The 21,219-nt window shown below is 72.0% G+C and carries 20 protein-coding genes; 8 read left to right on the plus strand and 12 right to left on the minus strand.

What is annotated here, in order from left to right; all coding sequences use genetic code 11:
- The first annotated feature begins 509 nt into the window (after nucleotides 1-509).
- Nucleotides 510-1,169 (plus strand): transcriptional repressor LexA, encoded by a 660-nt coding sequence (lexA, locus tag M8542_RS35165; RefSeq protein WP_257924640.1) that lies wholly within the window; start codon nucleotides 510-512, stop codon nucleotides 1,167-1,169.
- Between the two features lie 219 nt (nucleotides 1,170-1,388).
- Here lexA and M8542_RS35170 read toward each other — a convergent pair whose 3' ends face one another.
- From M8542_RS35170 to M8542_RS35180, 3 genes are all read right to left on the minus strand, one after another.
- The gene (locus M8542_RS35170; protein WP_257924641.1) at nucleotides 1,389-2,393 is read right to left on the minus strand and encodes an SdiA-regulated/phytase-like domain-containing protein; all 1,005 of its coding nucleotides are present in this window, start codon (nucleotides 2,391-2,393) and stop codon (nucleotides 1,389-1,391) included.
- A 66-nt stretch (nucleotides 2,394-2,459) separates the two neighbouring features.
- Nucleotides 2,460-3,908, minus strand: coding sequence for a GTPase HflX (hflX, locus tag M8542_RS35175; protein WP_257924642.1), 1,449 nt, complete (start codon nucleotides 3,906-3,908; stop codon nucleotides 2,460-2,462).
- 42 nt (nucleotides 3,909-3,950) lie between these two features.
- Nucleotides 3,951-4,454, minus strand: coding sequence for an ArsR/SmtB family transcription factor (locus M8542_RS35180; RefSeq protein ID WP_257924643.1), 504 nt, complete (start codon nucleotides 4,452-4,454; stop codon nucleotides 3,951-3,953).
- 61 nt (nucleotides 4,455-4,515) lie between these two features.
- On the opposite strand from M8542_RS35180, the gene M8542_RS35185 reads away from it, so the two are divergent.
- Complete coding sequence (locus M8542_RS35185; RefSeq protein ID WP_257924644.1) at nucleotides 4,516-5,769, plus strand: MFS transporter; 1,254 nt, start codon at nucleotides 4,516-4,518, stop codon at nucleotides 5,767-5,769.
- A gap of 9 nt (nucleotides 5,770-5,778) precedes the next feature.
- Nucleotides 5,779-8,292: a valine--tRNA ligase gene (gene valS, locus M8542_RS35190; RefSeq protein ID WP_257924645.1), complete on the plus strand. Its 2,514-nt coding sequence runs from the start codon at nucleotides 5,779-5,781 to the stop codon at nucleotides 8,290-8,292.
- 16 nt (nucleotides 8,293-8,308) lie between these two features.
- Here the strand turns inward: valS and dapF are convergent, their stop codons facing one another.
- Both dapF and miaA read right to left on the minus strand, forming a co-directional pair.
- Nucleotides 8,309-9,136, minus strand: a complete 828-nt coding sequence (dapF, locus tag M8542_RS35195) for a diaminopimelate epimerase (RefSeq protein ID WP_257924646.1) — start codon at nucleotides 9,134-9,136, stop codon at nucleotides 8,309-8,311.
- A gap of 10 nt (nucleotides 9,137-9,146) precedes the next feature.
- Nucleotides 9,147-10,049 (minus strand): tRNA (adenosine(37)-N6)-dimethylallyltransferase MiaA, encoded by a 903-nt coding sequence (miaA, locus tag M8542_RS35200; protein ID WP_257924647.1) that lies wholly within the window; start codon nucleotides 10,047-10,049, stop codon nucleotides 9,147-9,149.
- Between the two features lie 219 nt (nucleotides 10,050-10,268).
- On the opposite strand from miaA, the gene M8542_RS35205 reads away from it, so the two are divergent.
- Together M8542_RS35205 and M8542_RS35210 are read left to right on the plus strand one after the other, a co-directional pair.
- On the plus strand, nucleotides 10,269-11,582 hold the full coding sequence (locus M8542_RS35205) for a DUF349 domain-containing protein (RefSeq protein ID WP_257924648.1): 1,314 nt from the start codon (nucleotides 10,269-10,271) through the stop codon (nucleotides 11,580-11,582).
- 147 nt (nucleotides 11,583-11,729) lie between these two features.
- The gene (locus M8542_RS35210) at nucleotides 11,730-12,161 is read left to right on the plus strand and encodes a hypothetical protein (protein WP_257924649.1); all 432 of its coding nucleotides are present in this window, start codon (nucleotides 11,730-11,732) and stop codon (nucleotides 12,159-12,161) included.
- On the opposite strand, the gene M8542_RS35215 is transcribed toward M8542_RS35210, so the two are convergent.
- The 3 genes from M8542_RS35215 to M8542_RS35225 all read right to left on the minus strand — a co-directional run bounded on the left by M8542_RS35215 (nucleotide 12,158) and on the right by M8542_RS35225 (nucleotide 15,244).
- Entirely contained in the window at nucleotides 12,158-12,631 is a 474-nt protein-coding gene (locus M8542_RS35215; protein WP_257924650.1) for an Rv2732c family membrane protein, read from the minus strand. The two genes, M8542_RS35210 and M8542_RS35215, sit on opposite strands and share 4 nt — an antisense overlap.
- Nucleotides 12,628-14,109 (minus strand): tRNA (N6-isopentenyl adenosine(37)-C2)-methylthiotransferase MiaB, encoded by a 1,482-nt coding sequence (miaB, locus tag M8542_RS35220; RefSeq protein WP_257924651.1) that lies wholly within the window; start codon nucleotides 14,107-14,109, stop codon nucleotides 12,628-12,630. Before miaB ends, M8542_RS35215 begins: the two co-directional genes overlap by 4 nt.
- 61 nt (nucleotides 14,110-14,170) lie before the next feature.
- A complete protein-coding gene (locus M8542_RS35225; protein ID WP_257924652.1) occupies nucleotides 14,171-15,244 on the minus strand; it encodes an FAD-dependent oxidoreductase in 1,074 nt (357 codons plus the stop codon).
- A gap of 88 nt (nucleotides 15,245-15,332) precedes the next feature.
- On the opposite strand from M8542_RS35225, the gene M8542_RS35230 reads away from it, so the two are divergent.
- Entirely contained in the window at nucleotides 15,333-15,977 is a 645-nt protein-coding gene (locus M8542_RS35230) for a TetR/AcrR family transcriptional regulator (protein WP_257924653.1), read from the plus strand.
- On the opposite strand, the gene M8542_RS35235 is transcribed toward M8542_RS35230, so the two are convergent.
- Both M8542_RS35235 and M8542_RS35240 read right to left on the minus strand, forming a co-directional pair.
- Entirely contained in the window at nucleotides 15,974-16,513 is a 540-nt protein-coding gene (locus tag M8542_RS35235) for a hypothetical protein (protein WP_257924654.1), read from the minus strand. The two genes, M8542_RS35230 and M8542_RS35235, sit on opposite strands and share 4 nt — an antisense overlap.
- 91 nt (nucleotides 16,514-16,604) lie before the next feature.
- Nucleotides 16,605-17,537 (minus strand): zinc-binding dehydrogenase, encoded by a 933-nt coding sequence (locus tag M8542_RS35240; RefSeq protein WP_257924655.1) that lies wholly within the window; start codon nucleotides 17,535-17,537, stop codon nucleotides 16,605-16,607.
- A gap of 136 nt (nucleotides 17,538-17,673) precedes the next feature.
- On the opposite strand from M8542_RS35240, the gene M8542_RS35245 reads away from it, so the two are divergent.
- Nucleotides 17,674-18,036, plus strand: a complete 363-nt coding sequence (locus M8542_RS35245; protein WP_257924656.1) for a beta-class carbonic anhydrase — start codon at nucleotides 17,674-17,676, stop codon at nucleotides 18,034-18,036.
- An 18-nt stretch (nucleotides 18,037-18,054) separates the two neighbouring features.
- Nucleotides 18,055-18,981: a TAXI family TRAP transporter solute-binding subunit gene (locus tag M8542_RS35250; protein ID WP_257924657.1), complete on the plus strand. Its 927-nt coding sequence runs from the start codon at nucleotides 18,055-18,057 to the stop codon at nucleotides 18,979-18,981.
- Here M8542_RS35250 and M8542_RS35255 read toward each other — a convergent pair.
- Entirely contained in the window at nucleotides 18,978-20,369 is a 1,392-nt protein-coding gene (locus tag M8542_RS35255; RefSeq protein WP_257924658.1) for a sensor histidine kinase, read from the minus strand. The two genes, M8542_RS35250 and M8542_RS35255, sit on opposite strands and share 4 nt — an antisense overlap.
- A 5-nt stretch (nucleotides 20,370-20,374) precedes the next feature.
- Nucleotides 20,375-21,049, minus strand: coding sequence for a response regulator transcription factor (locus M8542_RS35260; protein ID WP_257924794.1), 675 nt, complete (start codon nucleotides 21,047-21,049; stop codon nucleotides 20,375-20,377).
- Nucleotides 21,050-21,219: the final 170 nt, after the last annotated feature.

A 21,219-nucleotide genomic window follows, 5' to 3' on the forward strand; every position in this document is an offset into this window, starting at 1 on the left:
ACGGCGCACCCGCCGGGCGGCGGCCCGCCACGACCCGCGCGCGTGTCGGCGGGCGCTGGACCTCGCCGCGGCGCCCGCGCAGGACGCGCACCGGACGAGGGTGCGCCGGGGCCGGGGTCGCCGGGCGGACCGCTCCGCGTTCGGCCAGAATGGACATCCGAACCTCCTCGAAACCCTGTGTCCGCCCGTTTCCGGGGCCGGGACCGGCCCGTGGATCAAGGTCGAACAAGCGTTCTATCGAACGCCCGTGCGAAGGTCTACCACCTACCACTGACAAAATCGAGCGGACACGGCGTGTCGATCGAACAGATGTTTGAAATCGTCGTGCCCGGGGGCTAACGTCGGTGACCAGGGCATCTGCCGGGCAGATGCCGCCGGCGAGCCTGCCCGCACCCGGCGGGCGGCGGCCGGCGCGCGATACGTGCAGCGAACGTCTGGGAGGCGACGCAGTGGCGAAGGAGAACAAGGCGGGCAGGACCAGTGGGTCCCCCGGGGGCAGCGTGCACTCCATGCCCGAGGTGTACGACGTGGACGAGACCCTCACCGTCCGACAGCAGCAGGTCCTCGACGTGATCCGCTCGTGGGTGAGCCGCTTCGGCTACCCGCCGAGCGTCCGGGAGATCGGTGAGGCGGTGGGCCTGACCTCGACGTCGTCGGTCTCGCACCAGCTGCGCGCCCTGCAGCGCAAGGGGTACCTGCGGCGGGACGCGAACCGGCCGCGCGCGGTCGGCGTCCTGTCGGCGACCGACGACAACCCCATGGGCATCGAGATGGACCAGCAGCCGGTGATGCCGAAGGCGGCGTACGTGCCGCTGGTCGGCCGGATCGCCGCCGGTGGCCCGGTGCTGGCCGAGCAGGCCATCGAAGACGTGTTCCCGCTGCCGCGGGAGATCGTCGGCGAGGGCGAGCTGTTCCTGCTGAAGGTCACCGGCGACTCGATGGTCGACGCGGCCATCACCGACGGCGACTGGGTCGTGGTCCGCCAGCAGCCGGACGCGGACAACGGCGAGATCGTCGCGGCGATGATCGACGGCGAGGCCACGGTCAAGACGTTCAAGCGCAAGGGCGGCCACATCTGGCTGATGCCGCACAACGAGGCGTACGACCCGATCCCGGGCGACGACGCCACGGTGCTCGGCAAGGTGGTCGCGGTCCTGCGCCGCCTGTGAGCGGTGCCTTCCGGGCTATCGCACGGCCCGGGAGGGTTCACCGGATCGGATGATCTTCGGCCGTGGGGAGCCGAGCGCAGGCCTGACCGCGGTGCGGCGGGTGGACGGGGAGCCCGGCCCGGTCCGCCGCCGCGCCGGTCGAGGTTTCCTTCGCGTGGTGCGCAGGACTGCGCGGCCTGAGCCGCCGCGCCCCGCACCACGCGAAGGACGAACCGGTGCTCAGCCCCGGCGGCGGCGCAGCTTGCTGAATCCGAACCAGCCGAGTCCCACCACGGCCACCGCGATTCCCGCCGCGGGCAGGTACGGCACTCCCCCACCGTCCGAAGCGGACCCTCCGGCCGCGCTCGAAGCCGGCTTTTCGTCGGACGAGGCAACGGCCAGCGCGGCCGCGCCCTTCACCGCGCGGATCGGCTGCCCGACGCCTTCGCTCCCCGAAAGCAACGTCCCGTCGGGGTCGAACGCGATCGACTCGCCCTGCTTCTCCCCCGCCAGCGGCACCCGCACCGGCGTGCGCTGCAGCGCGGCCAGGACGTCGCCGTCCGGCGCGGGGTAGAGGTAGGCGTCGGTGTAGGTCCGCAGCGCGACGACACTGCCGTCGGCCGTCGACGCGCCCCCGGTCACCAGCACCGAACCGATCGAGCCGACCGGGCCGCCCTGCGTGTCGGTCGTTTCGATCTTCACCGTGCCGACCTTCTCCAGGTTCGTCGGCCCGGGGCTGCCCAGCGGGCCCGACGGCCGGTACACCTGCGCCTGGCCGAGGATGTCCTTCGTGATCAGGTACGGCGTGCCCGCCTTGTCCATGATCAGCGCTTCGGTGTCGTGCTGGCCGTCCGGGTAGGTCAGCCGGTGCAGCGTGAGCTTGCCCGCCGGGCTCATCTCCAGCAGGGCGACCGTCAGCCGGCCCTTCTTGTTGTCACCGGTGTCGGACAGCCACAGCGTGCCGTCCGGCGTCCGGGCCAGGTCCTCGACGTCGAACGGGTCGGTCTTGTCCGTGAGGACCTTCTGGACCTTGCAGTCGCGCCCGAGCACGAACACCTGGACCTTGGTGCCGCCGTCGTTGATCGCGTAGAGCTTCGAGCCGTCGGAGACCAGGCCGGACAGTTCGCCGATCCGCGAATCCTTCATCGTGCACAACGGCTCCGGAGCGGCCGGAGCCGCGGAAGCCGGGACCGGCCCGCTCAGCAAAGCCAAGAAACCCGCCGCGCAAGCGACCACCCAGCGCACCCAGCCACCTCCGAAAACATTCCAGTGTGCGACCCCCGGTGGATCGCACACTGGAATGTAGACGTCTCAGGCCCTGGTCGAGTTGGTCTCGTACTCGCGCAAAGCCGCCGCGAGGTCCGGACGGACCCGCACCAGCAGGCGCGTGCCGTCCTCGGCGTGCTCCTCTTCGAGCACCTCGCCCTCCGCGTGCGCCCGCGCGACGAGCTCGCCGCGCGTGTAGGGCAGGAGGACGTCGACCGTGACCTCCGGCCGCGGCAAGCGGTCGGCGAGCACCTCGACGAGCTCCGGGATGCCGGCCCCGGTCCGGGCGGACACCTGGACCGAGCCGGCCAGCGCGTGCCGCAGCCGGGCGAGGCTGACCTCGTCGGACGCGTCGATCTTGTTGATCACCAGCAGCTCCGGCGGGAGCGGCTCCTTGCGCTTGCGGGTGATCTCGCCGAGCACCTCGCGCACGGCGCTGACCTGCTCCTCCGGCGCCGGGTCGGACCCGTCCACCACGTGCAGCAGCAGGTCCGCGTCCGCGGCCTCCTCCAGCGTCGAGCGGAACGCGTCGACCAGCTGGTGCGGCAGGTGCCGCACGAACCCGACGGTGTCGGTCAGCGTGTAGCCGCGGCCGTCGGCGGTCTGCGCGCGCCGCGTGGTCGGGTCGAGGGTGGCGAACAGCGCGTCCTCCACCAGCACCCCGGCCCCGGTCAGCGCGTTGAGCAGGCTCGACTTGCCGGCGTTGGTGTAGCCGACGATCGCCACGCTGGGCACCTCGTTGGCCAGCCGCCGCCCGCGCTTGGTCTCGCGGATGGTGTCCATGGCGGCGATCTCGCGACGCAGCTTCGCCACGCGCTTGTTGATCCGCCGCCGGTCGGTCTCGAGCTTGGTCTCACCGGGACCACGCAGGCCGACGCCGCCGTTCGCGCCGCCGGCACGCCCACCGGCCTGCCGGGACAGCGACGCACCCCACCCGCGCAGGCGCGGGATCAGGTACTGCAGCTGGGCCAGCTCGACCTGCGCCTTGCCCTCCTTGGACCGGGCGTGCTGGGCGAAGATGTCGAGGATCAGCGCGGTCCGGTCGATGACCTTGACCTTGACCTTCTCCTCGAGCTGCCGCAGCTGGCCCGGCGAGAGCTCGCCGTCGCAGATCACGGTGTCGGCGCCGGTGGAGCCGACGATGTCGCGCAGCTCCTTGACCTTGCCCGAGCCGATGTAGGTGGCCGGGTCCGGCTTGGGCCGCCGCTGGATGAGGCCTTCGAGGACCTCCGAGCCCGCTGTCTCGGCCAGGCGCGCCAGCTCGGCCAGCGACGCCTCGGACTGCAGGGCCGTGCCCTCGGTCCACACGCCGACCAGCACGACGCGTTCGAGCCGCAGTTGCCGGTACTCGACCTCGGTGACGTCCTCGAGCTCCGTGGACAGTCCCCTGACCCGGCGCAGCGACGCCCGGTCCTCGAGCTCCATCTCACCCGTCGACGGGTCACCGTCGTACAGGTCGTCGTCGTGGTCTTCGGTGTGTGTCAGTTCTGTCATCGTGCCTCCATGTTCCCACGTTTCGCCGCGGGAACCGAACTTTTACGAGCTGGGATAGGTGGCGAGGTAGAGCGCGGTGCGCTCCGCGCCGGGACGGCGGGGGCGCGTGCGGAACTCCTCGAGCAGGGCGTTGAGCCGCGTTTCCAGCTCCGCCCGCTCCTCGGGGGCCACCTGGACGACCAGGCGCGTCTGGTGCACGCCCTCGAATCCGGTTTCGGCGATCTCGGCCAGATAGGCCTCGAGTACCGCCTGCTCCACGTCCTTGTCACCGCATGAGTCGAGTGTCCAGGAAAGTCCCGTCGAAAGATACGGAATTTCCTTCGCGCCCCGGGCTCCGCGCCGCGGCGGCTGCGCGGCCAGGAAACCGGTCTCGACGAGCTTGCGCACGTGGTGCAGGGTCGTCGCGGGATCCCGGCCGAGCCGCTCGGCGAGCTCCTTGTTCGTGAGCGCCTCGGAGAAGGTCAACCGGATGATGCGCAGCCGTATTCCGGAGGCCAGCGCGGCGGCCTCGGCTTCGGTGGCGGTACGTCGTTTCTCGGGTGGCACCGGCACAGCCTAGAGCGAACAGTGATTGACACTTTCCAATCACTCACGCCACACTCGGCGCATGCGCAGGGGGTCACTGTTCTTCCACGCCGACTTCAGACGGCTCTGGGCCGGCGACACGGCCAGCCAGTTCGGCACCATGGTCGGGTACACGGCCATTCCGCTGCTCGCCGTCCTGACGCTGTCGGCGACACCGTTCGAGATGGGCCTGCTGACCGCGGCCCAGACGCTGGCGTTCCTGCTGATCGGGCTGCCCGCCGGGGTGTGGGTGGATCGGCTGCGCCGCCGCCGGGTGATGCTCACCGCCGACTTCACCCGCTTCGCGCTGCTGCTGAGCGTGCCGCTCGCCTGGTGGGCCGGGGTGCTGACGTTCGCCCAGCTGCTGGTGGTCGTGCTGTGCGTCGGCGTGGCGACGGTGTTCTTCGACGTCGCCTACCAGTCGTACCTGCCCTCGCTCGTCGGCCGGGAACGCCTGCTGGAGGGCAACGCGAAGCTGCAGGCGGTCCAGTCCGTCGCGCAGGTCGCCGGGCCGAGTGGCGCGGGCGTGCTGGTCCAGCTGGTCAGCGCGGCGAACACGGTGCTCGTCACCGCGTTCGGCTACCTCGCGTCGGCGCTGTGCCTGCTGCGGATCCGCGCGACCGAACCCGAGCCGGACCGCTCGGGGCACGCCCGGCTGCTGCCGCAGATCGCCGAAGGCCTGCGGTTCGTCTTCTCCGACAAGCCGTTGCGCGCGAGCGTGGCGTGCACGGCGACGGCGAACCTCTTCGGTGGCGCGTTCGTGGCGGTCCAGGTGCTGTTCTTCACCCACACGGTCGGGCTGTCCCCGGCGGTGGTCGGTGTGATGCTCGCCGTCGGCGGCGCGGGCGGCATCCTCGGCGCGGTCTTCTCCGGCGCGCTCACCCGGCGGATCGGCCACGCCCGGACGATCTGGCTGATCCCGCTGCTGTCCTGGCCCGCGCACCTGCTGGTCCCCTGGACCGGGGCGGACTGGCGGCTCGCGCTCGCCGCGTTCGGCGAGGTCGTCTACGGGTTCGGGGTGATCGTCTACAACGTCGCGCAGGTCTCCTACCGCCAGGCGATCTGCCCCGACCGGCTCTTGGGCCGGATGAACGCGAGCGTGCGGTTCCTCGTCTGGGGCACGCTGCCGCTCGGCGGCCTGCTGGGTGGCGCGCTCGGCGAAGGGCTCGGGCTGCGCGGCGCGGTGTGGGTCGCGGTCGCCGGGGAAGCCGCCGCCGCGCTGTGGGTGGTGTGCTCCCCGCTGCGGAAGATGCACGACCTGCCGACCGTCGAAAAAGCAGGTGCCACCGCCGCCTAGAGTTGCTTCATGAGCAACCCTTACGAGCGCCCACGAGTCCCGGACAAGGTCGGTGTCGACGGTCTGGAGGCCAAGTGGGTACCCGTATGGGAGTCCACCGGCGCCTACCGCTTCGACCGCACGAAGACGCGCGAAGAGATCTACTCGATCGACACGCCGCCGCCGACGGTCAGCGGGTCGCTGCACATCGGGCACGTGTTCTCCTACACCCACACCGACGTCCTCGCGCGGTTCCAGCGGATGCGCGGGCGCGAGGTGTTCTACCCGATGGGCTGGGACGACAACGGCCTGCCGACCGAACGCCGCGTGCAGAACCACTTCGGCGTGCGCTGCGAACCTTCGCTGCCCTACGACCCGGACTTCCGCGCCCCGGAAAAGCCGGGCAAGGACGTGGTCTCGATCTCGCGGCGCAACTTCGTCGAGCTGTGCGAGTCGCTGACCGAGACCGACGAGCAGGTCTTCGAGCAGCTGTGGCGGCAGATCGGGCTCTCGGTCGACTGGACGATGACCTACCAGACGATCGGGCACGAGTCGCGGCTGATCTCGCAGCGCGCGTTCCTGCGCAACCTCGAGCGTGGCGAGGCCTACCAGGCGGAAGCGCCGACGCTGTGGGACGTCTCGTTCCGCACCGCCGTCGCCCAGGCCGAGCTGGAGGACCGCGAACGCCCCGGCGCCTTCCACGACCTCGCGTTCACCGGGCCGGACGGCGCCGACGTCGTCATCGCGACGACGCGGCCGGAGCTGCTGCCCGCGTGCGTCGCCCTGGTGGCGCACCCCGATGACGAGCGCTTCAAGCCGCTCTTCGGGAAGTCCGTGACGACGCCGGTGTTCGGCGTCGAGGTGCCCGTCGTGGCGCACCACCTCGCGGACCCCGAAAAGGGCCGCGGGATCGCGATGGTGTGCACGTTCGGGGACACCACCGACGTCACCTGGTGGCGCGAGCTGCGGCTGGCCACGCGGGTGGTGCTGGGCCGCGACGGCCGGTTCCTGCCGGACGCGCCGTCCGGCGTGCCTTCGGACGCGTACGCGCGGCTGGTCGGCAAGACCGTCCACACGGGACGCGAGATCATGGTCCGCCTGCTGCGCGAAGCCGGGGCCCTGCACGGGGAACCGCGGCCGATCACGCACGCGGTGAAGTTCTACGAACGGGGCGACAAGCCCCTGGAGATCGTCGCCAGCCGGCAGTGGTACCTGCGCAACGGCGGGAACGACGCCGCGTTCCGGGAGAAGATGCTGGCGCGCGGCGAAGAGCTGAACTGGGTGCCGAAGCACATGCGCGTCCGGTACTCGTCGTGGGTGGAGAACCTGGCCGGTGACTGGCTGATCAGCCGCCAGCGGTTCTTCGGCGTGCCGATCCCGCTCTGGTACCGGCTCGACGCGAGTGGCGAGCCGGACCACGACGCGCGTCTGCTGCCGGATGCGCTGCCGGTCGACCCGAGCAGTGACGTCCCGCCGGGCTTCACCGAGGAGCAGCGCGGCGTGCCGGGCGGGTTCACCGCCGATCCCGATGTGATGGACACCTGGGCGACGTCGTCGCTGACGCCGCAGATCGTCGGCCGCTGGAGCCTCGACGACGACCTGTTCGCGCGCGTTTTCCCGATGGACCTGCGGCCGCAGGCGCACGAGATCATCCGCACCTGGCTGTTTTCGACGGCGGTGCGCGCGGAGCTGGAGCACGGCGTGCTGCCGTGGCGGGCGGCGTCGATCGCGGGCTGGGTGCTCGACCCGGACCGCAAGAAGATGTCGAAGTCCAAGGGCAACGTGACGACACCGGTGGACCTGCTGGAGCGCTTCGGTTCCGACGCGGTCCGCTACTGGGCCGCGAGCGCGCGCCCCGGCGTCGACACGGCGGTGGACGAGGGCCAGATGAAGGTCGGCCGCCGCCTGGCGACGAAGCTGCTCAACGCGAGCCGGTTCGTGCTCGGCCTCGGCGTGCCTTCACCCGACGCGGTCGCTTCCGAGCCACTGGACCGCGCTTTGCTGGCGTCGCTGGCCACGGTGGTTTCCCAGGCCACGGCGGCGTTGGAGGCGTTGGACTACGCGCGGGCACTGCAGGTGACGGAGACGTTCTTCTGGACGTTCTGCGACGACTACGTCGAGCTGGTGAAGGGCCGCGCGTACGGCGACCTGGGTCCGTTGGGAGCCTCTTCGGCCCAGGCGGCGCTGGTGACGGCGTTGTCGGCGGTGCTGCGGCTGTTCGCGCCGTTCCTGCCGTTCGCGACCGAGGAGGTCTGGTCGTGGTGGCAGGAGGGTTCGGTGCACCGCGCGCCGTGGCCGGCCGTGGCCGCGGCCGACGGTGACCCGGAGCTGCTTTCCCTGGCCGGCGACGTCATCGCGGCGGTGCGCCGGGCGAAGACGGACGCGAAGGTGTCGATGCGCACGGCGGTGGAGACGCTGACGGTGACCGGCCCGGCGGAGCTGGTGGCGCGGTTCAAGCAGATCGAGCCCGACATCCGCGTCGCGGGAGTGATTTCCTCGGCGGAGACCCGCGAAGGCGACTTCGCGGTGCGAGCCGAAGTCTGACCCGGGTGGGTCGCCGTCACGAAGCGGCGGCGGCCCACCAGGCTTCGTCGAGCTCGCCGCGGGCCACGATCTCCGCCGGGCCCGACAGTGTCGAACCACCGCGGGACACCGTGACCGACACCCGGCCGCCCGGGATGTCCACTGTGGACGCGCCGGTGTCGGTGCCCGCCAGGTGGAACGCCGCCGCCACCGCGGCCACCGTGCCCGTGCCGCACGCCCGCGTCTCGCCCACCCCGCGCTCGTGCACGCGCATCCGCAGGGCGCCCTCCCCGAGCCGGTTGACGAACTCCAGGTTGACCCCGTGCGGGAAGAAGTCGTGGTCGAAGTCGGGCTGGTCGCGCAGGTCCAGGTCCGCCACGTCGTCGTCGAGCAGCGACACCAGGTGCGGGTTGCCGACGTCGACCGCGACGCCGGAGAACGGGCGGCCGGCCACGACCGTCACCGACGTGCCGGTGATCGTCGCCGGGCCCATCTCGACCGTCACCGTGCGGTCCGGGTGCACCACCACCGGACGGTCGCCCGCCCGGGTGCCGACGACGAACTCGCCTTCGGTGGCCAGCCCGGCGTCGACGAGGTAGCGGGCGAAGACCCGGACGCCGTTGCCGCACATCTCGGCGATCGAGCCGTCGGCGTTGCGGTAGTCCATGAACCACTCGCCCGCGGACGGGACGTCCAATGCGGTGGCGCGCACGATGCGCAGCACACCGTCGGCCCCGAGGCCGCGTTGGCGGTCGCACAGCGCGGCGATCCTGGCCTCGGTCAGCTCGAGGCGGCCCGCCGCGTCGGGAAGCAGCACGAAGTCGTTCTGCGTGCCGTGCCCCTTGAGGAACTCGATTCCGCCCATAGGGGCAAGATTACCGGCCCAGGGTATCCAGGACGCGTGCGGCCAGCCCGGTCTCGGCGCCGTCGAACCAGTCGATCCGCTTGTCACGCCGGAACCAGGACCGTTGCTTCCGGACGAAGCGCCGCGTGGCCTGCGCCGTCGCGTCGGCGGCCGCGTCGAAGTCGCCTTCGCCGTCCAGTTCGGCGAGCACCTGCTGGTAGCCCAGCGCCCGCGACGCCGTCAGCCCGTCGCGCAGGCCGTGCTTTTCCAGCTCGCGCACTTCGTCGACGAGCCCGGCCTCGAACATCCGCCGGACGCGCTCGTTGACGCGCTCGTCGAGCTCGGCGGGCTCCCGGTCGACGCCGACCACGACCGTGCCGTAGCGGGCCGGGCCGGGCTTGGGCAGGTTCGCCGAGAACGGCTCGCCGGTGATCTCGATGACCTCGAGGGCGCGCACGATCCGGCGTGTGTTGGTCGGCAGGATCGCGGCCGCCGCAGCCGGGTCGCGTTCCCCCAACCGGGTGTACAACGCGGGCGTGCCGAGCTCCGCGACCTCGGCCTCCAGCCGGGCGCGCACGGCGGGGTCGGTGCCCGGGAAGCGCAGGTCGTCGAGCACGGCCTGGACGTAGAGCCCGGACCCGCCGGCGAGCACCGGCACCCGGCCGGCGGCCAGCAGCCGCTCGATCTGGGCGCGCGCGTCGCGCTGGTAGGCGGCGACCGACGCCGTCTCGGTGATGTCCAGGACGTCGAGCAGGTGGTGCGGGACGCCGCGGCGTTCGGCCTCGGTGGCTTTCGCAGTGCCGATGTCCATGCCCCGGTAGAGCTGCAGGGCGTCGGCGTTGACGACTTCGCCGCCCAGTGCCAGCGCCAGGTCCACGGCCAGCGCGGTCTTGCCGGTGGCCGTCGGGCCGACCACGGCGACAGGGCTGTTCACGGCGGCTGACGATACCGGCGGGCCGACACGGAGCGTCCACCGGAAGTAGGATCACGAGCTTCGAGTGGCTCATCCGGTACCACGGTGCGCGCTGAGCTGCTTGAATGCCGACTGGAGGCCGTAGCATCCGAGCACGGCCCGTGACGACCGCATTACCCGGCCCCGCTTCCGCGGCGGGGCGCCCGCGCGAGCGGGCGTACAGGCGATAAGGAGCCTGCGATGGCCCAGGAGAACACTTCCACCGGTACCCCGGCCCCGCACCCGGTGCCGCACGCGCTGCACACCGGGCACGCCGCCCCGCCCGTGCCGCCCGCCGAGCCCACCCCGTCCACCTGGGGCCGGATCGACGACGAGGGGACCGTCTACGTCATCACCGCCGAGGGTGAACGCGCGGTCGGTGTCTGGCAGGCAGGCAGCCCCGACGAGGGCCTGGTGCACTACGCCCGCCGCTTCGACGACGTGCGCACCGAGGTCGAGCTGCTGGAGACCCGGCTGGTCTCCGGCGCCGGCGACCCGAAGCACGCGCTGTCGAGCGCCACCCAGATCCGCGACGGGCTGGCCGAAGCCGCCCTGGTCGGCGACCTGGCCGCGCTCGCCGCGCGGCTGGCGTACGTCATCGGGCACGCCGAGAAGGCGCTGGCCAGCGCGAAGGCGGAGCGCGAGGAGGCCCGCGCGGCCGCCGTCGCCCGCAAGCAGGAGCTGGCCGAGGAGGCCGAGAAGATCGCGGCCGACTCCACCCAGTGGAAGGCGGCGGGCGATCGGCTGCGCGCGATCCTGGACGAGTGGAAGACGGTCAAGGGCGTCGACCGCAAGACCGACGACGAGCTGTGGAAGCGGTTCTCGAAGGCTCGCGAGGGCTTCAACCGGCGACGCGGGTCGCACTTCGCCGAGCTGGACAAGCAGCGGGCCTCGGCCAAGCAGCGCAAGGAAGAGCTCATCGCCGAGGCGGAGGCCATCAGCGAGTCCGAGGACTGGGGCGAGACGGCCGGTCGCTACAAGGACCTGATGACGGAGTGGAAGGCGGCGGGCCGGGCGCCGAAGGACAGCGACGAGGCGCTGTGGCAGCGCTTCCGCGCGGCACAGGACAAGTTCTTCGCCCGCCGGTCCGCGGTGTTCTCCGAGCGTGACGCCGAGTTCTCGCAGAACGCCTCCCGCAAGGAGGAGCTGCTGGTCGAGGCCGAGAAGATCGACGCGGCAGCCAACCTGGAGGCGGCGAAGAACGCACTGCGCAAGATCCAGGAGCAGTGGGACGAGATCGGCAAGGTCCCCCGCGAGCGCATCCGCGAGCTGGACGGCAGGCTGAAGGCGGTCCAGGACTCGGTCAAGTCGGCCGAGGACACCCGCTGGCGCCGGACGGACCCGGAGGCGCAGGCGCGGGCGGCGCAGTTCCGGGAGCGCGTCGAGCAGTTCGAGTCCCAGGCCGCCAAGGCGCGTGCCGCCGGCGACGAGCGGCGCGCGAAGAAGGCCGACGAGCAGGCTGCCCAGTGGCGTGAGTGGCTGCAGGCCGCGGAAGCCGCGGTCGCCGACCGCTGAGGTTTCGCGCCCGGAGGCCCCCTCGTTCCGGCGAGGGGGCCTTCGGCGGTAATCGGACGGTTAACGCGTCACCCGAAGCGGTGTGAGGCGCTGCACGGCCAGGTGTCTTCCGGCGCTTTCCGCCGTCGCCGGTGCTGCACTTCGATCATGAGCAAGACATCGAACCTCGTGTCCGCACTGGTCATCGCCTGCACCGTCGCGCTCGCCGCCCCGGCCGTCGCGCTCGCGGCCACCGGGCCCGCCCCCGCCGTCGTGCACGGCAAGAAGAAGCACAAGGCCAAGGTCGACGCCAAGGCCGACAAGTCACGCGTCAAGGTCGGCGAGACCACCAGGATCAAGGGCTCGTTCGCCGACCTCGGCGGCGAAGAAGCCATCACCGGCGGGGAGCCCGTCATCGTCCAGCAGCTGCGGGCCGGTGTCTGGGTGAACCTGACCACCGGCACCTGCCGGCCGAACGGGAACTTCGTGTTCAGCCTGAGCTTCAGCGTTCGCGCCAGCCTGACGCTGCGGGTCTTCCACCCGGAGACCGACCTCTACGTCAGCGCCGTGTCCAGCGTCATCGGTCTCGTGGTGATCTAGGACCGCGAGAACGCCGTCCGCATCCACGACACCGCGAGGCAGATCATCGCGATCCAGGCGATGATCAGGCCGAACCCGGGTCCGCCGCCCGCGGCTCCGCTGGCGTGCGACGACTGCTGCGACCAGATCGCCAGCAGCCCGTCCACCGAGGCGAACCAGCCGCCGGCGGCGCACACCCAGGCCAGCCACCACCGGCGCGTCACCAGCGCCAGCGCCGAGGCGAGGATGCCGACGCCGGTCGACGTCGCCGCGAACAGCTGCGGGATGCCGCCGCCCTCGCCGGCCAGCACCTGCCAGCCCGCCTTGTCGCCGACCCACGGCAGGATCAGGCAGACCAGCAGCACGAACGAGAACACCGCGATGGTGAACCCGCGCCGGCCCAGCTCCACCGTGCGCGACGCGTGGTGGCCCACCTCGTCGATTTCGGCGGCCAGCTCGGCCAGCTCGCCGTTGCCCTTGGACTCCGTCACAGCGCACACCCACTCATCGGCTCGGGCTGGGCGGCCGGGGCGCCGAAGCCCGGCAGGCCCAGCGTGACGCCGCTCGTCTTCGGCCGCAGCCCTGCTTCCGCGTTGTCACCGGCGCGCGTCCGCCGGTGGGACAGCAGGTCGCCGTCGGCCACCAGGTGGTGCGGCGCGCCGTAGGTCACCACCGTCTCGACGACGTCACCAGGGCGGACCTGGGCGCCGCCCGGGGTGAAGTGCACCAGGCGGCCGTCGCGGGCGCGGCCGCTCATCCGGTGCGTCTCGGCGTCCTTGCGGCCCTCGCCCGCGGCGACGAGCAGCTCGACGCGGCGGCCGACGATCTTCTTGTTCTCTTCCCAGGAGATCGCGTTCTGCAGCTCGACCAGCCGGTCGTAGCGCTCCTGCACGACGGCCTTGGGCAGCTGGTCCGGCATCGTCGCGGCCGGCGTGCCGGGGCGGATCGAGTACTGGAAGGTGAACGCGCTGGAGAACCGGGCCTGCTCGACGACGTCGAGCGTGGCCTGGAAGTCCTCCTCGGTCTCGCCGGGGAAGCCGACGATGATGTCGGTGGTGATGGCCGCGTCCGGCATCGCCGCGCGGACCTCGTCGAGGATCTTCAGGAAGCGCGCCGAGCGGTAGGACCGCTTCATCTCGCGCAGCACCCGGTCGGAGCCGGACTGCAGCGGCATGTGCAGCTGGTGGCAGACGTTCGGGGTCTCGGCCATGGCTTCGATGACGTCGGAGGTGAACGCGGCCGGGTGCGGCGAGGTGAACCGCACGCGCTCGAGGCCGTCGATGGCGCCGGCCGCGCGCAGCAGCTTCCCGAAGGCGAGCCGGTCACCGAACTCGACGCCGTAGGAGTTCACGTTCTGCCCGAGCAGCGTGACCTCGAGCACGCCCTCGGCGACGAGCGCCTCGACCTCGGCGAGGATCTCGCCGGGCCGCCGGTCGCGCTCCTTGCCGCGCAGCGCGGGCACGATGCAGAAGGTGCAGGTGTTGTTGCACCCGACGGAGACGGACACCCAGCTCGCGTAGGACGACTCCCGGCGCGCGGGCAGCGTCGAGGGGAAGGTCTCCAGCGACTCGAGGATCTCGACCTCGGCCTCGGCGTTGTGCCGCGCACGCTCCAGCAGCGTGGGCAGAGACCCGATGTTGTGCGTGCCGAAGACGACGTCGACCCAGGGCGCGCGCTTGACGATCTCCCCGCGGTCCTTCTGCGCGAGGCACCCGCCGACGGCGATCTGCAGGTCGGGGTTGGCGACCTTGTCGGGCCGCAGGTGCCCGAGGGTGCCGTAGAGCTTGTTGTCGGCGTTCTCCCGGACGGCGCAGGTGTTGAAGACGATGAGATCGGGCTTGGCCCCGTCTTCGACCGGCGCGTACCCGGCGTCCTCGAGCTGCCCGGCGAGGCGCTCGGAGTCGTGCACGTTCATCTGGCAGCCGAAGGTGCGGATCTGGTACGCCCTGGGTGCCTGTGTCTCGGTCATCGACTACCAGAGTAAACCCGCGCTCACCTGCTGCTCGTCGGTGCCCTGCGCGGCCGGCCGCTCAGGACAGCAGCGCGACCATGCTGTGCGGCGCCTCGGGACCGAACATGACGTCGTAGACGTCCTGGTCGTGCGCCTCGCGTGCGAACATGGCCTCTTCGTGCTGGGCCAGCGCGCCTTCCGCGTCGCCCGGGTGGGTGGCGATCGCCTCCCCCAGCTGGGCGCCGTCGAGCATGGCCAGGTTGGCGCCTTCGCCGTTCGGGGGCATCAGGTGCGCCGCGTCGCCGAGCAGGGTCACTCCCGGGTGGCGCGCCCAGCGGTGGCCGACCGGCAGCGTGCAGAGGTGGCGCACGACCGGCGGGGTGTCGCTCGCGGTGAGCAACGTCGTGAGTTCGGGGGCCCAGCCGGCGAACTCCCCGACGGCGAGTGCGTCGGCCGGCCAGTCTTCCGGCTTCCGCAGCTGCGTGTACGCGTGCAGCGTGCCGCCACTTTCGCGGTGGGCCAGGATGCCCTTGCCCGGCGCGAGCGCGAACAGCGAACCGGCGCCGACGGCCTTCGCCGTGGCGGGGTGGCGGGTGTCGGCGTCGAAGAGGAACGTCTCGACGACCACCATGCCCACGTACGCCGGTGTGGCATCGGACAGCACCGGGCGGACCCGCGACCACGCGCCGTCCGCGCCGACCAGCAGAGACGTCGTGAGCGTGGTGCCGCCGGCGAAGCTCACCTCGTGGCGCCCGTCGCCGAGGGCCCGCACGCCGCCGACCTTGTGGCCCCACCGGACGACGTCCGGCGGCAGGGAGTCGAGCAGCAGCTGACGCAGCTCGCCGCGCTGGACTTCGGGGCGCTCGCCGGTGCCGTCGTCGGGCCGGTCCAGCAGCACGGTCCCGTCGCGGTCGAGGACGCGGTAGGACTCGCGGCCCGGCAGGACCAGCTCCCGGAACTCCTCGAGCAGGCCGGCCGCATCGAGGGCCGGCTGCCCGTTCCACGGGTGGATGTCGAGCATGCCGCCCTGGCGGCGCGCGGCCGGCGAGGCCTCCGCCTCGTAGACGGTGGCCGGGATGCCGTTCCGGTGCAGGACCCGGGCCAGCACGAGCCCGCCGAGCCCGGCGCCGATGATCGTCACGGATGGGTTCACGGGGTGCCTCCCGAGCTTGATTGGATCGTCACTCCACTCAAGCTAGCACGACTTTGGATCGCCGATCCAAACGTGCGATGATGGCCTCATGCCACGACGCACCGACGGGTTGTCCCAGGAGCTGATCGTCAAGACCGCGACCGGCCTTCTCGACGACGGCGGCGAGGCCGCGCTGACGTTCCGCGCGCTCACGACCAGCCTGCGCACCGGCTACGGGGCGATCTACCACCACGTCGCGAACAAGAGCGATCTCCTCGCCGCGGCCACCGACGAGGTCATCGCGGGTGTCACCACCGGCGTCGTCGCCGGCACCGAGCCGCGGGAAGCCCTGCGAACCGTCGCACTGCGCCTGTTCGACGCGATCGACGCCCACCCCTGGGTCGGCGCCCAGCTCGCCCGGGAGCCGTGGCGGCCCGCGCTCTTGGAGATCTACGAGAGCATCGGCAGCCGGCTCGACGCGCTCGGCGTGCCGGAGGACGCGATCTTCGACGCCGCGGGCGCGCTGGTGAACTACGTGCTCGGCGTCGCTGGGCAGAACGCAGCGAACGCCCGGCTCGCCACCACCGACCGGTCGGACTTCCTGGCCGGCGTCGCCGCGCAGTGGACCCGGCTCGACCCCGCGAAGTACCCGTTCGTGCACAAGGCGGCGACGCAGTTGCGTGCGCACGACGACCGCGCGCAGTTCCTCGCCGGCGTCGACATCTTCCTGGCCGGGATCGCGACCCTCGGTTAGTCGACCATGTACCAGGTCCCGCCGCGCTTCTCGAACACGGCGTCACCCAGGTCGCTTTCGCCGAACTTGACGCTCGCCTTCACCGCGCTGACCGGGATCTCGACCTTCGTCGCGCTCTTCTTGACGACCTGGGCCTGGTCGATGGTGGCGGTCTGCAGTGCCTTCTTCTGCGCCGGGGAGATCATCCCGAACATGATCGGGAAGGTCTGCTCACACGTCCCGAAGCCCTCGTCCTCGGCCTGCTTGGCGGCGGGCCCGGCGATCTCACAGGCCGTCGGGACGTCCTGGCGCCCGATCGCGTGCAGCAGGGCCTCGTACCGCTCGACGGCCCCGCCACCAGCCGCCGACGCCGAGGTCGAAGGCGCCGTCGAACTCGTGGCGGGCGGCGCCGAGGTGGTCGACGGCGCGGAAGTGCTCGGCGGCGCCACCGGAGTGCCCGACGGGGCCGGCGCGGCGGTGCCGCTCACCCCACCCGAGCATCCGGCACTCAGCAGGACGACGCCGGCGGCCAGGAGGAGCAGTGCGCGAGCGGACATGGAGCACCTTTTCGGGTCAGGAAGATCGTTCGGTTCATCATGCACACTCCCGGCTGCTCCGTCCGGTTTACGCCGGAATCCGATTCACCCGTCACGGGACCAGCACCAGCCGTCCGAACACCGCCCGCGCGGCGAGCTTTTCGTGGGCGAGCACGGCGTCCGCCAGTGGCAGCCGCTCGTGCACCACCGCCCGCAGCTCGCCACGGACAGCGGCCTCGAACTGCGCGGCCCGCACCGCCTGCCGCTCCGCGACCGGGATCGACGCCGCGCTGAACACCGCGAAGGACCACGACTGCCGGAACCCCGTCATCAGCGTCGTCCCGACGTCCGCCGGTGGCGGGCCGCCCACGGCGCCGACCACCACCAACCGCCCGTTCGGGTTCAGCCGGGTCAGGAACGACGACAGCGCCGCCCCCGCGACAACGTCGATGATCACGTCGAAACCGCCCGCACGATCGAGCACGTGGGTCGCGCCCAACGCGCGGAGGCGGGCGGCGCGCTCGGGTGAAGACGTCATGACCGCCACCGCGCTCGCCCCGGCCCGGGCCGCCAGCTGCACCGCCATGGTCCCGATGCCGCCCGCCGCACCCCGCACCAGCACCGACTCGCCCGCGGTGAAGTGCGCGTGGGCCAGCCCGAAGTGCGCCACGACGCCGGAGCTCCCGAGCGTCACCGCGTCGGCGGCGGACAACTCCCCAGGCAGGGCAAGGACTTCCTCGACCGGCGCCAGCGCCTGCTCGACGTATCCACCGCCGACGCCGGTGAACGCCCACACGCGCCGGCCGGTCCACATCGGATCGACGCCGGCGCCGACCGCCGTCACCGTGCCCGCCACTTCCCCACCGGGCACGTGGCCCGCCGCGAACCCGGCGATCGCGCCGCTGCGGACCAGCACGTCGACACCGCCGACCCCGATCGCCTCGACGTCGATCAGCACCTGCCCCGCACCGGGCGTCGGTGCCGGCGCGTCGACGACGGCCAGCCCGCGGGGGCCGCCGAACTCCTTGATCACCACTGTCTTCATGGCCGCGACGCTAAGCGGATGCCGGCGCAAGCAGGGCCAAGTGAGAGAGCGGACCACCGCGCGTCCAGCACTTGGGCGCGATTGCGCGCCCGGCGCCGCCGGGCGGTGCAATCGACTCCCCCAGGGAAGGATCACCATGTCCGTCACCGACGAGCTCCTGGCCAACAACGCCGACTACGCCGCGCGGTTCTCGGGACCACTTCCGGAAGGCGAAGCCCACGTCATCCGCAACGCCGGCGGTGTGGTCACCGAGGAGATCATCCTCATCCACCACACCGACTGCGGCATGCTCACCTTCACCGACGACGGCTTCAAGCAGTCCATCCTGGAGGACGTCGGCGTCAAGCCGGCCTGGGCCGCCGAAGCCTTCACCGACCTCGACACCGACGTCCGCCAGTCCATCGCGCGGATCCGCAGCAGCCCGTTCATCCCGAAGAAGGACTCCGTGCGCGGGTTCGTCTTCGACGTCGCCACCGGCAAGCTGACCGAAGTCGGCTGAGTCTGGCACGATCAGGCCGTGGCCTCGACCCGGCGGATGCGCGCACTCGCGATGGCGGCCGCCCTCACCCTGGTCCTGTCCGCCTGCACCGCCGGCTTCGGCACGCTCGAGCTGCGGATCGCCGCGGGCAACCCCGGCGGGGTCTACGACAAGCTCGCCCAGACCCTCGCCACCGCGTGGCAGAACGGCCTGGACATCGAACGGCCGCAGGTCCTGCAGACCCAGGGCTCGCCGGACAACGTCGCGAAGGTGCTCGGCGGCCAGGCCGACGTCGCGTTCGTCGCCGCGGACGTGGCCACCGACGAGAACAAGAAGGACCCGCGGCTGGCCGCGCTCGCCCGGATCCACGACGACTACCTGCACATCGTCGTGCGCACCGACTCCGACATCACCAGCGTCGGCCAGCTGGCGGGCCGGAAGATCGCGATCGGCTCGCCGTCTTCGGGCGTCGAGTACATCGCCGAACGGCTGCTGCAGGCCACCGGCCTGGCCGGCAAGGTCACCACTTCCACGCGCGGCCTCGAAGACTCCATCAACGCGCTGCTGAAGGGCGACGTCGACGCCTTCTTCTGGTCCGGCGGCCTGCCGACGCCGTTCCTGTCCCGCTACAACGACGCGAAGTCATTGCGCCTGCTCGACATCGCCGACGTGATGCCGAAGATGCAGGCGCTCAACCAGGTGTACGGCATCGCGTCGATCCCGGCCAGCACCTACAACCAGGCCGGCCCGGTCACCACGCTGGTGGTGCCCAACTTCCTGGTGGTCTCGAGCTCGATGCGCGACGACGTCGCCGAGGCGCTGGTCCGCGGCCTGTTCGACGCGCGCGGGCAGCTGGCCGCGGCCAACCCGGCGGCGCTGTCGATCGACGTGCACCCGGGCATCGAGACCCAGCCGATCCCGCTGCACCCGGGCGCGTTGCGCTACTACCGCGCGCAGAAGACCTAAGCCGCCGGGAACGTCATCGAGATCCGCAGGCCGCCGCCTTCGGGCAGGTCGAGCGTCAGCTCGCCGTCGGAATGCGCGGTCAGCTCGCTGACGATCGCCAGGCCCAGACCCGAGCCGGGCACGTTCTGGTGCGCCGGGCTGCGCCAGAACCGGTCCAGTGCGCGCTCGAGCTCGTCCGGGCGCAGCCCCGGCCCGTGGTCGCGCACCGACAGCGCGACGCGGTCGCCGTCGCGGCGGACGGCGACCCGGATCTCGGTGCCGGCCGCGGTGAACTTCAGCGCGTTGTCGAGCAGCGCGTCCAGGATCGTTTCGGCGCCGCGCGGCGGCATCCGCACCCGCGCGCCCTCGCTCGCGTCGGTGTCGACCACCAGCCGCACGTCCCGGGCCTCGCCGACCACCGACCAGTCGGCGACCCGTTCGGTGACGACCTCGTCGAGCGCCACCGGGTCCAGCTCGCCGCCGGAGGCCTCGGCGCGGGCCATCGAGAGCAGGCCGTCGAGGATCTGGTGCAGCCGGCCGGCGTCGACGCGCGCGGCGTCGAGGTCGGCGGCGGACTGCTCGTCCACCACGTGGCCGTCGAGGTTGCCGAGCCGGATCTTCAACGCCGTCAACGGGTTGCGCAGCTGGTGCGAGGCGTCGGCGACGAACGCGCGCTGCGCGGCCAGCGCGCCGGACACACTCGCGGCCATCCGGTCGAAGGAGCGGCCGAGCTGGCGCAGCTCCGGCGGCCCGCCGCTCTCCCCCACCGGCTCGGCCTCCCGCCCGCTGACCACCGAGGCCACGAGCGCGCCGGTCGCGTCGTCGAGCCGGTGCACCGGCCGCAGGATCCAGCGGACCACCGGGATCGCCACGGCCAGCGCGAGGGTGAAGGCGAGGATCCCGCCCGCGGCGAGCAGCAGCCACCACCACAGGACGTCGGCCCGCTCGGAGCCGGTGTCGGACACGCTGACCACCGCGCCCCGCACCTCGCCGTCCGCGAGCACGGGCTCGGCGAGCACCAGCGGTGTGTCGTCCCACGGCATCAGCACGCCGGCGGGCTGGGAGCGGCGCCCGGCCAGCGCTTCGTGGACCGGGTCGCTGAGCCGCTCGGCCTTCAGGTCGATCGGCTCGGCGTCCGACCGCGCGACCGGCCTGCCGTCCTGGTCGACGACGACCACCCGGACGCCGTAGACCTCGGTGTAGCGGTGCAGGTCCGGCTCGAGCAGCCACGGCTTGTTGTCCAGCAGCGGGCGCTGCGCCAGCGACGCGAAGCGGGCGGTGTCGGTCAGCCGGTCGAGGAACAGGTCCTGCTGCGCGCCGGCGGCGATCGACCGGGCCAGCGGGATGCCCAGGCCGAACACCAGCAACGCGACCAGCGTCAGCACGATGCCCTGCAGCCGGAAGCGCACGCCCCTCAGCTCCGGGCGACCTGGCCGCCGAGCCGGTAGCCGACCCCGCGGACCGTCTCGATCAGCGTCGGCCGGCCCAGCTTCGTCCGCAGCGTCGCGACGTGGACGTCGAGCGACCGGCTCTCCGCGGGCCCGCGGTGCCCCCACACCTCGGTGAGCACGTGCTCACGCGAGCAGACCGCGCCCCGCGCGCCCGCCACCAGCGCGAGCACCTGGAACTCCTTGCGCGACAGCGCGACCGCCTGCCCGTCGACGAGCACCTCGTGCCGGGACAGGTCGACGCTGACGTCGCCGACCCGGATCACCACCGGCTCGGCGGCGGCGTGCTCGCCGCGGCGGCGGCGCACCGCCTCGACCCGGGCCATCAGCTCTTCGACGTCGTAGGGCTTGACCAGGTAGTCGTCGGCGCCCGCGCGCAGCCCCTGGATCCGGTCGTCGACCTCGCCGCGCGCCGACACGACGATGATCGCGACGTCGCTGACCGCGCGGATCTGGCGGCACAGCGTCACGCCGTCGATGTCGGGCAGGCCCAGGTCGAGCAGGATGACGTCGACCTCGTGCACGCGGTCGAGCACGCCGGCGCCGGTGGCCAGCCGGGCGATCGCCAGGCCACGGCGGGTCAGCGCCGGGATGAGGGCGCCCGCGACCCGGTCGTCGTCCTCCACCAGCAGCACCCGCACCCGTCCGCCTCCCATGGTGACCTGCTTCACCGGCCGGTAGCGACGAACTCTAGGACGTCCGGGCGAAGGGCGCACCGGCCACCCGGACGGTCACTCTCGGTGAAGCGGAGTGGCGCGGCCGCCGATCCGGCCCAAAATGGACATCGATACCCACTTGAAACCCTAAGTAT

This window comes from Amycolatopsis iheyensis (genome assembly GCF_024703995.1).
Taxonomy (GTDB): Bacteria; Actinomycetota; Actinomycetes; order Mycobacteriales; family Pseudonocardiaceae; genus Amycolatopsis; species Amycolatopsis iheyensis.